Annotated in this window: 11 protein-coding genes; 5 read left to right on the top strand and 6 right to left on the bottom strand. The window is 43.2% G+C overall.

Features of this window, described 5'->3' with window-relative positions:
• Positions 1-17 precede the first annotated feature (17 nt).
• The 5 genes from FK220_RS01110 to FK220_RS01090 all read right to left on the bottom strand — a co-directional run bounded on the left by FK220_RS01110 (position 18) and on the right by FK220_RS01090 (position 8,082).
• Positions 18-3,230 (bottom strand): SusC/RagA family TonB-linked outer membrane protein, encoded by a 3,213-nt coding sequence (locus tag FK220_RS01110; protein WP_238718861.1) that lies wholly within the window; start codon positions 3,228-3,230, stop codon positions 18-20.
• Positions 3,231-4,005: 775 nt separating this feature from the next.
• Positions 4,006-5,547 (bottom strand): AraC family transcriptional regulator, encoded by a 1,542-nt coding sequence (locus FK220_RS01105; RefSeq protein ID WP_152572443.1) that lies wholly within the window; start codon positions 5,545-5,547, stop codon positions 4,006-4,008.
• A 403-nt stretch (positions 5,548-5,950) separates the two neighbouring features.
• Entirely contained in the window at positions 5,951-6,658 is a 708-nt protein-coding gene (locus FK220_RS01100; RefSeq protein WP_152572442.1) for a DUF4197 domain-containing protein, read from the bottom strand.
• A gap of 38 nt (positions 6,659-6,696) precedes the next feature.
• Positions 6,697-7,548: a formyltetrahydrofolate deformylase gene (gene purU, locus FK220_RS01095; RefSeq protein ID WP_152572441.1), complete on the bottom strand. Its 852-nt coding sequence runs from the start codon at positions 7,546-7,548 to the stop codon at positions 6,697-6,699.
• Between the two features lie 84 nt (positions 7,549-7,632).
• A complete protein-coding gene (locus tag FK220_RS01090) occupies positions 7,633-8,082 on the bottom strand; it encodes a hypothetical protein (RefSeq protein ID WP_317168295.1) in 450 nt (149 codons plus the stop codon).
• A gap of 77 nt (positions 8,083-8,159) precedes the next feature.
• On the opposite strand from FK220_RS01090, the gene FK220_RS01085 reads away from it, so the two are divergent.
• The 5 genes from FK220_RS01085 to FK220_RS01065 all read left to right on the top strand — a co-directional run bounded on the left by FK220_RS01085 (position 8,160) and on the right by FK220_RS01065 (position 14,212).
• On the top strand, positions 8,160-8,609 hold the full coding sequence (locus FK220_RS01085; protein ID WP_152572440.1) for an Lrp/AsnC family transcriptional regulator: 450 nt from the start codon (positions 8,160-8,162) through the stop codon (positions 8,607-8,609).
• A gap of 118 nt (positions 8,610-8,727) precedes the next feature.
• Complete coding sequence (locus FK220_RS01080; RefSeq protein WP_152572439.1) at positions 8,728-9,840, top strand: helix-turn-helix domain-containing protein; 1,113 nt, start codon at positions 8,728-8,730, stop codon at positions 9,838-9,840.
• Between the two features lie 125 nt (positions 9,841-9,965).
• Positions 9,966-11,549 (top strand): alanine/glycine:cation symporter family protein, encoded by a 1,584-nt coding sequence (locus tag FK220_RS01075; RefSeq protein WP_152572438.1) that lies wholly within the window; start codon positions 9,966-9,968, stop codon positions 11,547-11,549.
• 218 nt (positions 11,550-11,767) lie between these two features.
• Positions 11,768-12,592, top strand: coding sequence for a mechanosensitive ion channel family protein (locus FK220_RS01070; RefSeq protein WP_152572437.1), 825 nt, complete (start codon positions 11,768-11,770; stop codon positions 12,590-12,592).
• Between the two features lie 210 nt (positions 12,593-12,802).
• Positions 12,803-14,212 carry an alpha/beta hydrolase gene (locus tag FK220_RS01065; RefSeq protein WP_152572436.1) on the top strand — a complete coding sequence of 470 codons (1,410 nt, stop codon included), beginning with the start codon at positions 12,803-12,805 and terminating at the stop codon, positions 14,210-14,212.
• Here FK220_RS01065 and FK220_RS01060 read toward each other — a convergent pair.
• Positions 14,199-14,939 (bottom strand): DJ-1/PfpI family protein, encoded by a 741-nt coding sequence (locus FK220_RS01060; protein WP_152572435.1) that lies wholly within the window; start codon positions 14,937-14,939, stop codon positions 14,199-14,201. The two genes, FK220_RS01065 and FK220_RS01060, sit on opposite strands and share 14 nt — an antisense overlap.
• Between the last annotated feature and the right edge of the window lie 62 nt (positions 14,940-15,001).

The raw sequence follows: 15,001 nt of genomic DNA, 5'->3' as shown, positions 1-15,001 counted from the left end.
GTTTTATGTCTTAATAGTTAGAAGCTGGCTCTTACGGTAAATCCGTAACGTCTGGCCGATGGTCCGGTGATATAATCAATTCCCTGTCCGTTACCCACACCTGCACTAGAGGCGTTGGTGTCGTAGTTAATGTTGTCGGGAAAGTTTACTGCCTTAAACCATAGATTCTGTCCCGATAAGGTAAAGGACAGCGCGCCGAAGGGTGTTTTCTCGAGCAGCTTTCTTGGAATGGAATAGCCCAATGAAGCTTCCTGCAATCGAATGGTAGTACCATCAAAAACGCTTAATTCATTAATATCGCCTCCAAAGTAAGTATTAAAGCCTAACTCGGTAGAACTGATGGCCACATTGTTAGGGGTCCCATCTGCAAAAACACCGGGAAGCACATAGTTCGCCTCCCTATCGATTGGATTGTCGGCATCTACCGTACCACGACCTATTAGCGAAGCTGCTGTCAAAGAGTAAATATCCCCCCCGTGTCGATAGGTAAAGTTGGCTGAAAGCGTGAGATTCTTATAGGTAAAGGTAGGAATCAAAGCAGTGGTCCAATCCGGATTGGGATCTCCGATTTCCGAAAGGGTATTATCTACAAGATACCGGCCATTTCCCCCTACGATTCGATTGCCGTTATCATCCTTCAAAAAAGTAGAACCAAGGAATACCCCAAAAGGTCTTCCTTCGACCGCATAGTTGGCAGCCTCCCCGGCGACGGCAAAGGTCAATAAAATGTTATTGGTGCCTTCTGCCAGGTCGGTAACCGTACTTTCGAGAGCGGTAAAGTTACCTGCAAGATTAAAACCGAACCGATCTTCGCCTCTCTTCAGAATATCCAAATCAAAGTCGACTTCTACCCCTTGGTTTTGTATCTCCCCAATATTTACAAAAGTACTTGTGAAACCGGTGGAGCTGTCCAACGTCTGTTGGGTAATCAAATCTTTGGTCGTCTTTTCATACAAACTCACATTGAGATTTAACCTGTTGAAGAACCGCATGTCCAAACCAACTTCCAATTCCCGGATACTTTCAGGCTTCAAGTCTCGGTTGCCCAAAGTATTTGATACCGTATTTCCAGAAATTACGTTTCCGTTGATATCAACGAGATTCCGTGCCCCAAGGGTAAGCACATCCCTAGTGTTGAAGGGCGTAGGAAATCCTGCCGAGGAACCGTACCCTAATCGCATCTTAAGATAGTTGAGTCCATCTCCTTGCATCCCCGGGAACGCAGCTGTCGGAATAAACGAAAGGCTTGCACCGGGATACAACAAGGAATTGTTTTCTCGTTCCAAGGTGGATGACCAGTCGTTTCGGGCAACAGCGTTCAAGTACAGGAAGTCTTTATAGCCCAAGGTGGCATCCACATATACCCCCACAAGGTTTTCCTCGAAATCTTGATTGATATTGATGCCGGAAAAAGAGTTGGTTGCCGAAGGAGTAGTGAAGTTGAAATGCTCCAACACCCCAAAGACCAATTGTCCCTGGCTCTCAAGTCCGTCTCTTGAAAATATATCCCTTCTACTATTGGCTCCTAAGGTAACTTTTAGGTTAAGGTCCTCAGAGAGGTTTTTATCGGCACTTAGGATAAGGTCGTGATTGCTAATGCTATTACGCGCCGCGGAAGTTCTTAAGATTCCCAAAACAGGACCATCGACCCCTCCTTTGTTCTGACCGTACGAGTTGAGTTCGGTATAGGTATCCAAACCGTACCGATAGGTCAAATTCATCCAGTCGTTCAATTCATAGGTCAACGACATATTTCCAAGAAAACGATCGGTGTTCTGGGAGGTCTTGGCATTGGCGACCGTCCAGTACGGGTTTTGGATATCGTTCCCTGAACGATAGTACAAACTTCTCCCGTCTGCTGCCTGAAAGGGCAGGTTGGTGAGATCGACGCTTCTGGGTGTATAAAGAATGTCCCCGAAAATCGCCCCTCCATCAAAGGCGGCCCCACTACCGGTACTTACCGCGTTGGGTGGTGATCGAAACCCCGTTCTGATGAAATTGAATACTCCGGCTACGGTTAACTTATTTGATAAACGCGCGTTGCCTCCTAGACTAAAATTATTTCTCAGTAAATCATTGCCCGGAGTAAAGCCGATGTCCTCGGTGCGCCCGTAGTTGGCGTTAAAAGTGACTTTCTCCGATCCGCCCCTAACATTTACCGAAGTACTATAGACATAGCCTGTTCTAAAAAATTCCTCGACCCCGTTATAGGGTTGGTAAGGGTAAGGGTCATCCAATAGATCCTCAAAACCGGCAATCAAGGTTGGATCGGCAATGAAGTTGAAAGGATGTTGGAGTATGGCCACTCCTCCGGGACCATCTCCGACGTATTGGGCAGCATTCGCAATCCCGTCATTATCGGTGCGGTCAAAACGGGGCCCCCAGTTGCTAAAGAAATAACCGAATCCTTGGTGGAAACCGCCTCCATAGTTATCCTGATAATCAGGAAGAATGGCCTTTGACTGGAACACCGATTGTGTCACGGTCACCTCGCTCTTACTAGAAGTTTCACCAGACCTGGAACCTTTGGTAGTTATCAGGATAACCCCGTTTCTACCTCGGTTACCATATAATACGGTAGCGCTGAGCCCTTTTAAAACACTTACGTTTTCGATATTGTTGGGGTCGATGTCCAAAAATCGACTTGATTCGGTGTTTCCATCCAAGAAGTTAGATTGAGTGTTGGTGCCACTATCGAATGGAATACCATCTACGATAAATAAGGGTTGATTCGATTGGGTAGCGGAAGAAAATCCACGAATAATAATATTGGTTCCGGATCCCGAGAGACCATTATTGGCAGTGATGTTCACCCCAGCGACTTTTCCGTTCAGAACACGGGCAATATCGGCCTCCGGTCTGGACTCCACTAAATCGGATTCCACCGTGGTCACCGCGTATCCTAAAGCCCGCCTTTCCCTGACGATTCCTTGGGCGGTAACGACCACTTCTTCCAAGGCTTGGGAATCCTCTTCCATTTGTAAATCAATTACGTTATCGGAGCCCACGGTAACCTCGACCGTTCTTTGCCCCAAGTAGGAGAAGACCAAAACGCTGCCCTCGGATACTGTTAGCGAATAATTACCGTCAAAATCGGTTTGGATTCCGTTGGTTGTTCCCTTTTCCAGAATGTTCACACCCGGTAAGGGTACACCATCCTGGTCGGTTACCGTACCGGAGACTGTTTTTTCTTGTGCAAATGCCAATGAAATTCCCATGAGGAAGAGCATACACAACCAGTTGCATTTTTTTTTTCATACGTTAGATTTTTAATGAAGTTAGTTTTGAATCAACTTAAATTAGGATGTATGGGATGGCGTGAAAACCGACTATTGAAGCCACTAATGAACACGCGTTGTAGACGTGAAGGTTGGTTTTAGAAAACTTTTAGAGAGTGAGTATTCCGAGCTATCTTAACATTTAACTTAGTCATTCAGGTCAAAGTAACTGCGTCTTAACAGTTTTTAAGGAAATCCTGATAAACGTTTACTTTTCCGATGATTCTTTACTTAGTGTTTACCTTCGGGGGTTTTGGTAAAGTGTGCCCCTGTCGCGGTAATGACCAAGTTGATTTCTTTTAAGATTTTTCGGTCCCTGGCGTTTGTAGGGTGGGCCATCGTCTTCGCCATATCGCCTTTTGGAATTCCAGGTGCCTCGCTCGCGAAATAAGAAAAGAACGAATACTGGCCTAGCCAGCGAATTAAGGCGAGGTGAACCTTAAAAAAGATATTATACGATTAAGGTAATATTCTTAAATTACAGAGGATGGGGAACGGTACGATTACCGTTGCCTAAGAGAAATAAATGGGGAGTGTAAAATGCAGCCCTGAACTGTTTTGATAGCTAATTCAAATAAATACTCTAAAAAATGAGACAGAAGAATATTTTTCAGAAGTAAGATTTCAGGGCTGCTGCCTTTACATTTGATTATTATGATATCAAAGAAAATTATAATTGCCCGTTTAGTAGGCAAACCCTATCAGCATTTACTTTTCCGAAGAACCCTTACGTGTATTTTACTTCCAGCTTGGATATGTTGCGCTGGTATTCGCTTGGGGTCAAATTAGTGTCCTTTTTGAATGCCTTGTTGAAGGTCACTTTATTGTTGAAGCCAACTTCATAGGCAATATCGATGATATTAAGATTTTTATGCTGGTCATTTTTCAGTAAGTACTTGGCTTCTTGAATTCTATACTTGTTGATCATTTCGTGAAAATTGACTCCGAAATGTTCGTTGATTACTTGGGAAGCATTATGCCGTGTCGTGTTCAGTTTGTCGGCAACCGTATCGAGGCTGATATCATTTTCCTTGTAGATTTTTTCAATTTCGAAAAGCCTTTCCAAGTTGTCCTTAAGTTCTTTCGACAAACTACTTGTCAATCCCGATTTTTCGTATTTGAAGAATAATTGGTTTTCGAAAGCGTAGAGCCCACTAAATACGGAAGGTTGTACGCTTGCCGAGAATCCCAAGTACATGACCATTAGCGACATTGATATAATGGGTAGATGGTAAAAGAGACCCGAAGAAATATGACTAACTATCAATATGCCATAAATACCATAGGTTACTATATATATGGCATGGATTGCCAACACATTTCTTTGCCAAATCTTGTTTGGTCTACTTAACTCTTTATTACTTTGCCCCTTAAGATATAACTTGCCGGCAAGGATTCCGTAAACCAACAGAGAAGTGAACTTTAGCGCCACGATGAGGGCGATGTAAGCAGAATCACCGGCATTGAGTCCTTCACTTACCCGCCTTAACATAAGGCCTAACTTATCTTCCCCGGACATGCCATAAATGGGTAGTAAGTAAAGCAATAACAATACCGTCGGAAGCAGATGGAGGAAATCTATTTTTCTAAATCGGTACTGTTGGGTAATCCTTTTAAAATAGAAATAGAACAACGGACCGTAGAGGAACGAAAAAGCCGTTGACATCAAATAGGTATGGGGAAACTCATATTGGTAATTGGTGATATTGAGACAGATATGAAAAATGAAAAAAGAATGAATGAAAATAAAACCACTGATCAGTCGTTTGGCAATACCATCGATTTTCTTTTTGAAATGAAGGATGAAGGCGATATAAAAACCGATAAGTGCCACGTAAAGGTACATGAACGACCAGATGGTGAAATTGGGAAGGTATTTTTCCTCCAATGCGATGAAATCGGGACTATTTCGAATAGCGTCGAAACCACTGTCCGACAAAATGTTGGTGCTGAGGTCTGTAAAGAGCGATTGCTCAAGAAGGCGGACCGCCTCTTCAGGGTTGCCCAGAGCCGAATAACTCAAAGCTAGTTTTTTGAATAGTATTGATTCCGGTGCGGCATGATCTTCCAGTGCTTGATTATAGCTGGCGATGGCCTCGGAAAAGTTACCCTGCGCATACAGCATATCGCCTTTTTTCAGCATGTCGACCTTTATGATAAGGCCTGTACCGATCGTAGAAATATTCTCCTTAATATCTATCGGGGGGATAGGGTATAGATGCATACAAGAGAACAATACCAACAAAAATATTGTCCCGGTCTGTCTCATGGATTCGATGATTGATGATTGATTGATGATGAACTAGCACCTTGAAATTAGTTAATTTATTAAAACGAAATCTTAAAAGTTTACTAAAAAGGTAAGCCCCGATAAGAAATTACCCATGTTTTAACAAAGAAATCGTAGAAAAAATGGGGTCTGAAAATAGGGAAATAAAAAAACCGGTGCTCCCACCGGTTTTAAACTAACTAACTCAAAAAATTACTAACTCAAAAATTCTTTGCAAATATCTCCTAAACTCGATAATGATACGTTAAATCAACTTTAGTAAATAGTTACTGTTGCCATTTTATTTTGTAACGTATTTATCTTCAATTTAGTATAGCTAGAATGATATTTTATTGGAATTGTTGGAATGGTATCGGCAACTGACAAAATACTATATGCTTTATCAGTCTTGCAACACAAAAACCTTTCTTAATAAATCCGTGGTCCGTGAGGCTACATTGGTACGAATTTCCCGTTCCTCCAGGGCAATCATGGTAAATACCCCCTCAAGTGCTTCCTGGGCAACATAGTCCGTGAGGTCGGGATTCACTTTCTTGGTAAGTGGTATACTGTTATACCTGCTGATAAGGTTGTTCCAGATTTGGTCCGCCCCCACCTTATCGAAGGAACTCTTGATGACCGGTTTAAACTTGTTGTATAAGGGGGTGCGCGTGGTATTCTCAAGATAACGCGTAGCAGCATTATCCGGTCCCATAAGAATATTTCTGGCATCGTCGAAGGTAATGCCCTTTACGGCATCAACGAAAATAGGGGTCGCTTCACCAACCGCATCCTCCGCGGCCCTATTCAGAACTTTCAAGCCTTCATCGGCAAGATCGGAAAGCCCTATATCCCTAAGGGTTTTGTCTACTTTCCGTAGTTCTTCTGGAAGTAAGATCTTTACCAGCTCATTCTTGAAAAAACCATCGGTTTGTGTCAACTTGCTTACCTGCTTGTCGATACCTTTGTCCAACGCTTCCCGGAGACCGTTCGCAATCTCTGCATTGCCAAGGCTTTCTGTGCCTTGGGGCAATTGGTTGACCACCTGTTGCAGCTCACCACAGCCCAGGGTAACGAAAATCATTAAAAAGGAAAAGATTCTTTTTATCATGGAATTGGTATTAAATTGAATATGCATGCACAGGGTTGTTACGAAAAAATTACTGTTTTATTGTTGTAGACCATTGTTTTTCTTTCAACATGTAGTTTTACCGCACGGGAGAGGACGATTTTTTCCAAATCCCTGCCTTTTGCGATAAAGTCATTGATACTGTGCGAGTGGGAGACTGTCGTGACATCTTGTTCAATGATAGGGCCTGCATCTAGCTCTTCCGTAACATAGTGGCTGGTGGCACCAATGATCTTAACCCCTCTTTCAAAAGCGGCATGGTAAGGTTTGGCCCCGGCAAACGCTGGCAAAAATGAATGGTGGATATTGATGATTTTATTGGGGTATCTGTCAATTAATGTTTTACTGACGATTTGCATATACCGAGCTAGAACAATGAAATCTACCTTATGCGATACTAAAAGCTCCAGTTGCGTCTTTTCCGCACTAGCTTTGGTTTCCTTGGTCATAGGAATATGGTAGAAGGGAACGCCGAATTGATCGGCAATGGATTTCAAGGTAGTATGATTACTGATAATGAACGGAATTTCAACCTGAAGCTCACCTGCATTGAACCTGCTCAACAGGTCATAAAGGCAATGGTTATACTTGGAGACAAACAGCGCCATTTTAGGTTTTTCGTTATGCGAGTGAATACTCCATTGCATTTGGTACGGTACGGCCAGTTTTTTACTAAACTCCCTGTTCAGGGTATCAAGGGTTGGGGCACTATGTTCAAAATCGCTTTCCAATCGCATAAAGAATACGTTCGCCTGCTTGTCGACATGTTGGTCAAGGTATACGATGTTCCCTCCCTTTGCCTGTATAAAACCGGTTACGGCATGCACGATTCCCGCTTGATCGTTACAATGTATGAGAATGGTAGTTTTCAAGGATACCAGTTTACATCGCAAAATTAGCGGATTAAACCTCCTTTCATACTAAAATCAATGCTTTTTTGATTGGATGGGATGTAATTATCCCTGACGGGAATCCCCGGAAAGTGCCTTGCGCCATTTCTTGAACGAGGACCGGAAACTTTTTATCTCGGCTCGTAGCAAATCTAGGTATTCTTTTTCCCTAACACCGTCCTTTTCCAAACCCGTGCAGTACGAATTTATATTTCGTATCATAATACCGATAAATGAAGCACGTCGCATTCGTTCTCTGTATGAGCTTGCCTGTTCGGCCTGGGCAATTTGTTGGGGAATCAAAATGGCGTCCGTCAACAAGGCGTCTGCAATGTGGTCTCTTAAACTCTTCGACTGGTATAATTTGAGCAGATCTTTGTTGAATGAGACATAGGATGCTATCTCCCTGCTCATGTTGCAGAGTTCCAAAGCTTTCCCGTATACAGGGAGCGATGTGAGATTCTTTTGGGACATACGTTCTCCTTCAAAAAATAGAAACATAAAGTTACATCCCATCTGGATTATTTATCTTTGGAATAATAAGCCTAAAAGTATTTTTACTTTTGATACAAAGAAAATAAATAAATAAAGTTTTGAATATTAAGATAGACGATTTGAACTGGGCGATCTTGAATTGCCTTCAAAAAAATGCAAGGGAATCTTTCGCCAATATCGGCCGTAAAGTTGGTCTTACACCCCCTGCCGTTGCCGAACGTGTGAAGAAGATGGAAGACATGGGGATTCTAGAGGGGTATCATGCCATGGTGTCCCATGTGCTGACCGGCCATCAGCTTAGGGCCATAATTACTTTACGTGCCTTTATGGGAAAATTAAAACCTTTTTTGGCGCTTGTGGCTACCTTGGATGAAGTAATCAATTGTTATCGGATTACAGGTAATGAGAACATCGTTATGGAAGTCGTTCTAAAAGACCAGTTTCATTTGGAGAAGTTTATTGATCGGTTGATTCAATACGGGGAAACCCGCACTCATATTATCCTATCAACGGTAGTTCGAAATGCCCATATTCGAAAAAATCAGTAAGGTTTTGCTTGTCGAATCATACACAGTGGATCTCATAGGACTTGTAATGGTTACACAGTGGTTAAGCAGTGCCAATACACGCATTTTAGTAACTTAGCCCGGAAACTTTCCGAAACTCATGATTTTAGAGTATGCCATTACCGCTATCGTATGTTTGATTACTGCCGTGGTCATTCAACGTATCTATAAACGGGAGCAACTCGCTGGTGCTGCCTCCCTGGGAAGTAAAGGAATCTTATGGTTTGGTTGGGCGATTTTTGTCTGGGGTTTTGGCGCTTTACTCAACTTGATGGTGGTTGTTGGTTTGGAAGGGTCCCCGAACAATAAATTGTTGACTTATGCAGGGGTATGTATCTCTCTTTTAAATTCGCTGTTCATCCTCTTGTCATTGCCATCGATTGAATATAAGGGGAAGCCCAATATGATCGTACGCTTCGTTGCCCGTTTTTCAGAGCGGGAGTTTATCTCAATTTATTTAGGGATTATAGCCATGTTGATCTTTGTATTCTTCGCTGCCTCCTACCAAAATGAGGCGATAAGCAACTCGTTCATCTGGTTGATCGATATTCCCATCTCGATTATAGTGGCCTTTGCACTACTTCATGCCCTAAATAGGGCTTTTAGTCATCGAAATATGCGCTTCATGTATCTCCCAAGTCTTGCGCTCTTCGTGCTGATTGTTATCGCGGTTACCCATCGTATTGTTCCAGCGAACAGGATTCCGACATTTATCGATGATGCCTCCTGGAAAGTATTGGGCACCGTTACCGCAATTTCGTTCAAATTTCTCTTTATTCTTTTGTTCTCCATTTTATTGTATAGCTGGAAGTTTTTATCGGAAAAGGAGGAAAAGCAATCCCATTTGGAGGTAACCCTGTTGGAAAAGCGGCAATTGGAAAAAATAAACAGGCAATTGCTACTGGCAAATGAAAGCCATCTCGATACCATTGTCAAATTAAAGGATGAACTGAACCAAATTACAGAGGCGAGCAAAATAGAACTTTCTGAGCGTCAAAAGGAAGTCTTGGGCAATCTAGCCGTTTGGGGTGCGCAAAAATCATATACCGAAATCGCAGAGGCCATGCATATTAGTGTAGACGGATTTCAGGCACATGTGCATCAGATTAAGAAAGTACTGAAAATCAGTGGTTCAGGCGGTAAGGGGCAATTGATCCAATATGCCCAAGAGAACGATTTGCTAAGGTATTCGACCTTGAAACCGCATTCGTAAATATCCCTTCCTTGTCCTGATTTTTTCCCATACTTAAGTAGTCGTTTTAAAAATTTGAACAGTAGGTAACCTTTTCCCATTCTTTTACAAGGCTCAAATTTGCTACCAAAACCCAAAGGGAAGCCATGGATTATCTTATCAAACCGACGATTGTTTTTTTACTTTCTTCTGCCCAAATGTCGATAGACGACCGAATCAACGAACAATTTGAGAACGTTACCGGTTGGTTTGTCGATGCGATTTTCTCCGAAATACCGATTACCGAGGAGGTGGGTATTCCTTGGGTTTTACTGGTGTTGATTTTAGGGGCAAGCTATTTTACTCTTTATTTCAAGGGAATCAACCTAGGCGGTTTTTCTACTTCCGTGAAAATTGTACAAGGAAAGTACGATGATCTGGAACCCGACCCGGTGGGTTCGTATACCGAGTCTTCATCCTCAGTGGAAGATGATATTCCAGATACCATCGGAATCGAAGGTCAATATGGGGAGGTTACCCATTTTCAGGCACTCACGGCCGCGTTATCCGCCACGGTAGGACTGGGTAATATTGCCGGTGTGGCGATCGCTTTGTCAGTTGGGGGTCCTGGAGCCACCTTTTGGATGGTTTTGGTGGGTTTCCTGGGAATGGCCTCTAAATTCGTGGAATGCACCTTGGGAGTAAAATACAGGGAGATCGATGAAAACGGAACGGTTTATGGTGGTCCCATGTATTATTTGAAAAAAGGTCTCAGGGAGAGGGGACTCGACAAATTTGGAAAAATATTGGCTGTTCTATTTGCGGTAATGTGCATTGGCGGTTCTTTCGGAGGCGGAAATATGTTTCAGGTAAATCAAGCATTTCAATTGTTTGAATATGTGAGCGGTGGTAAGGACAGTTTCATATTCGGTAAGGGATGGCTCTTCGGGTTGGTGATGGCCGGCCTGGTTGCTATCGTTATTATTGGGGGCATCAAAAAAATTGCCAAGGTCACAGATAAGATTGTGCCGGCCATGGTGGTCATATATGTCCTTGCGGTCCTTGCGGTCTTGGCCATCAATTACGAGGCCTTGCCAGGGGCTTTTCGGTCGATATTCGATGGGGCGTTCCGTCCGGAAGGAATCGCTGGTGGATTTGTCGGGGTACTCATTCAAGGCTTCAAACGCGCCGCTTTCTCCAACGAGGCCGGTATTGGCTCGGCTTCTATTGCCCATGCGGCGGTGAAGACCACGTATCCCGCGAGCGAAGGTATGGTGGCGCTGCTAGAACCATTTATAGATACCGTGGTGGTGTGCACCATGACCGCACTAGTGCTCATCGTCTCCGGACAACTGGTCATCGGAGCTACGATTTCCGATGCGCAGGGAGTGATATTAACATCCAATGCGTTAAAAAGCGGTATTTCCTGGTTTCCGTACTTGCTCTCTTTCGCAGTGATTCTTTTCGCTTTTTCCTCGATGATATCTTGGTCGTACTATGGCTACCAAGCGTGGTCGTTTCTTTTCGGAAGAGGGAAACGGATGGAGTATACTTATAAGACGTTGTTTTGTTTTTTCGTGATTGTGGGTGCCGCCGCAAGCCTTGGGTCCGTCACCGATTTTTCAGATGCCATGATATTTTCCATGTTGGTCCCGAATATGATAGGACTCTTTGTTTTACTCCCTAAAGTGAAGGAGGAACTTGTGGTTTATCGGCAGGCGATTGCCAATATCAAAACCCATGGTGAATAGTATCCAAGATGCAATAAAATCATGAACCTTCCTTAAAGATTGGAACCGCCATACAGGCAATATCTTCGTACCCGATGTTTTTCGCCACTATTGTTTCTTTTCGGTTTCCAATGGAATCTATCCAGACAATAGCGTATTTCGGCAAGGCATTTATTGGATTCCAAAACAAAAGAAATTTAAAATTTGTAGGAAAGCGATTAAATCCCTTATTTTAAACTATGGAATGGGAAAAATTCAATGAGTATTTACAGATTGCTATTGACAAAGCGGTGTTTTATCTCCCTAAGATCATTCTGGCCGGTATTATTCTATGGATTGGTTTCAAAGTGGTTAAAAAAGTGGTGCAACTCGTTGCACAAGCCCTTAAGAAAACAGGTTTTTCCGAAACGCTCCGCCCCTTCCTTTCTTCTACCGTAAGTGTTATTTTAAAGGGAGCCGTACTTTTTGTAATCGCTTCTATATTGGGTGCAGACCTGACGGGACTTTTCGCCATTCTGGCGGCCGCCGGTTTTGCCATTGGTATGGCCTTGCAAGGGAGCTTGGGGAACTTTGCGTCGGGTATTTTGATATTGACTTTAAAACCTTACAAAATAGGCGATTGGGTACAGGTAGAGGACAAATTCGGTAGGGTAAAGGAAATCGGTATTTTTAGTACCGATGTGTTGACCCCTGGAAACAAAATTTTAATCATTCCTAACTCAATGATCACTGATTCGGTGGTCACCAACTACTCCGAACGGGGAATGATACGCTTGGAATTGGAGGTGACCATGCCCTACGAGGAAAGCTTTCCAAGGGTACGGCAAATTATTCGAACCGCATTGGCCACGGTTTCCAAAATATTGTCGAGTCCCGAGCCGGAAATAGGAATCTTGAATTTCGACAGTCACAGCATTACCCTTATCGTGAGACCTTACGTGCTGCCGGATGATTTTTGGGAAGTTACCTTTAATGCCAATACCGCGATCAAGAAAGCATTCAACGCCAACAATGTGAAAATTGCGTACTCCGAGGGAGTTGAAATGGGCTTGATAGGGGAATGAATCGCAGTTACTTTTTAACCCATCTTCACCGAAACCACATAAATATTACTTAATTTTAAGAATCGGCCGCTTTGGCCCTATTTTTGATAATCGGTACTAGTGAAATACACATATTTCGATAAGCACTTGAATGGAACCCTAAAAATGTACCTAGCCAATTCAAAAAGTTGAAAGAAGTTCATTAATTACAAAGCGCAATATAAAAGGCAAATGAAACAATTTTTACTGGTATTGGCACTCGGGGCCGCTTTTTCCTCGACGGCGCAACTAACGCTGAGAAAAGGTATCGTTATAGATTCCATTCAAGTGAACGACACCATTCCAGAGGATTATGCCCTTTACATACCGAAACGTTTCGACGTTTCCAAAAAGTGGCCCGTAATCTTCATATTCGACATGCAGGGTAAGGGTCGCCAGGCCCTTGGTATGTTTCGCGAGGCGGCCGAGAAACAGGGATATATTCTAGCAGCCTCCAATAACATTCAGGATAGCCTTAGCATTGCGAAAAACATCCTCATATCGGGGCGTTTGCTCTCGAGTGTTGCCGCGCTATTACCGTTGGATCCCAATAGACTTTATGCTGCCGGCTTCGCGGCCGGGGGTCGCTTTGCGTCGATGGTGCCTACTTTCGTTAACGACATCAAAGGAGTGATTTCATGTGGGGCACCGATTGCGAACATGGAACTATTGAATAGCCGAAAACCCTTCCATTTTTTGGGCATTGTAGGGAACGAGGATTTCAATTATCCAGAAATGCTTTACCTCGAAAAAGAACTGAATAAAAAAGGATTTCCCAACCAGTTGCTAGTTTTTGATGGAGGTGCCGAATGGCCTTCTCCCGAATATATATCCAAGGCAATGGAAATGTTATCACTGGCCGAAATGGCCAAAAAAAATGTCGCTCGCGATAGTATTTTCATAGCCCGTACCTATAAGGAAAATCTGAACCATGTAAACCGTTTGATGACGGAACAAAAGCAATGGATGGCGCACGATTTACTTGAGGAATTAATCGATGTATACACACCCCTAAGGAATGTCGATTCACTGCGTACGAGTGCCAAAACGGTTAAGAGAAGCAGAGGATACCGGAGCCAAAACCGAAGTCAGAACACTGTTTTTTTCAAGGAATCCTTTATAAAAGACGATTATGACTACTATTTGGAGGAAGATATCCTTACCTATAATTACAACAACTTGGGCTGGTGGAACTATCAAATGGAGGAATTGGCGAAATATGAAAAAAGCGGCGACCGCTTTACCCGTCAAATGGGAAGAAGGCTCAACGGCTATCTCAATGCCTTGATCGAGGATAATATCGATTTGATTCGTTTACAGCAGCCTGTAGATATGGAAGCCTTGAACTTCCTGTATATGCTTAAGACCATTACCGAGCCGAACGCTTTCGAATATTATTTAAAGGTAATCTCCAATAGTGCCAAGGTAGATGACTATGGCACCGCCTTGTTCTATCTCGAAGAACTACTTAAAAACGGATATACCGATGTTGATAAACTCTATTCTTTGGAAGGTACGGCCCTTTTGCGTATTACACCGGAGTTCAATGATTTGATAGAGAAGTATCTAAAAGATGCCCGCTATGAGATTATTGAGGAATAAGATGGGGCACCTCACTCAACTTCCACTGGATGACCAAGCCTTTGGCAAGCGATTCGGCGATTTCTTTTCCGTATAGTTGTTCACAGAGGTAGAGGGCTGCCTCAAAACTCTTGGCACCACCTGCCGAGGTAATGTATTTACCATCATGCACAAATAGCACACTGTCTTTCACCTTGAGTTTAGGGAACATCGTTTTATACGCTTCAATGTCACTGGGAAAAGTGGTCGAAACAACCGAATCAAGCAACCCAGCCTTTGCAAGTACAAAAGCCCCATCGCAATGGCTGGTCACGAACAGTGCTTTTTGGTCAACTTTTTTGACGAAATTCAGCATCGCGGTATCCTTTAAATCACTATCCAAATGGTGCTCCGCACTAGGAACCACTAGAATATCGATCGGCGGAATTGAATCTTGGGTATAGTCAAAATCAGGTAGAATACGTACGCCCTCAAAAGTCGTTATGGGTTCTAGGGTGTTCGCCACTATAAAAGTATTCATGGCCTTGATGTTTTGGCGGTATTGGGTATGCTGAAAAATGTCGTAAGGAGCGGTAAACTCCGTATTATAGGTGCCGTTCATAATTAGAAAGGCAACGTTATAGCGGTTGGGTGCTAATTCGGGGAATGTTCTTTCAGTGGAGCTTTGGGAAGCATCGCCCTCTTTGGCTTGTCGTACGCAGCCCAGCGTCGAAAGGATACTAATCAAGATTATCGCTGCATTCTTCATTCATTCGGAATTTCTATGGGAAAGGTACGACCAATTTGTCAAAATCGATAAAACGGTAAAAT

Source organism: Pelagihabitans pacificus, assembly GCF_009371985.2.
Taxonomy (GTDB): Bacteria; Bacteroidota; Bacteroidia; order Flavobacteriales; family Flavobacteriaceae; genus Pelagihabitans; species Pelagihabitans pacificus.
This window is presented reverse-complemented; position numbering and strand designations above follow the sequence as displayed.